This is a genomic window from Corynebacterium sp. HMSC071B10 (assembly GCF_001814825.1).
Lineage (GTDB): Bacteria > Actinomycetota > Actinomycetes > Mycobacteriales > Mycobacteriaceae > Corynebacterium.
Genome location: NZ_KV817963.1, coordinates 1 through 281, shown reverse-complemented (window position 1 = coordinate 281; position 281 = coordinate 1). Strand labels below are relative to the sequence as shown.

The following is a 281-nucleotide window of genomic DNA, read 5'->3' as shown; positions in this document are numbered from 1 at the left end:
GGCACCGAGTAGTACTGGTAGTCACAGGTGATGTGCCAGTTACGATCGACTTTGCACCGCTTGTAGGACACTTCCGTAAACGGTGTCGGCGGCAGGTCGCGCATCACTGGTGCTTCTTCTTGCTCAAAGCGCATGCGCCGTGTTGTGCCATCGGCCCGTGTCATTGCGCTGTTGATATCGGCAAGACGGTCAGCGATCGCCTCATTGAGTTCGTCGAGGTTGTAGAAGACCTCGTCGCTGAAGTATCCGAGTATTTTGGTGTAGGCGATTTTCACAGCACG

Annotated in this window: 1 pseudogene; it reads right to left on the bottom strand. The window is 54.8% G+C overall.

The window, feature by feature from the left end:
• A pseudogene (locus HMPREF2990_RS01470) lies at window positions 1–281 on the bottom strand (IS21 family transposase); the annotation flags it as partial.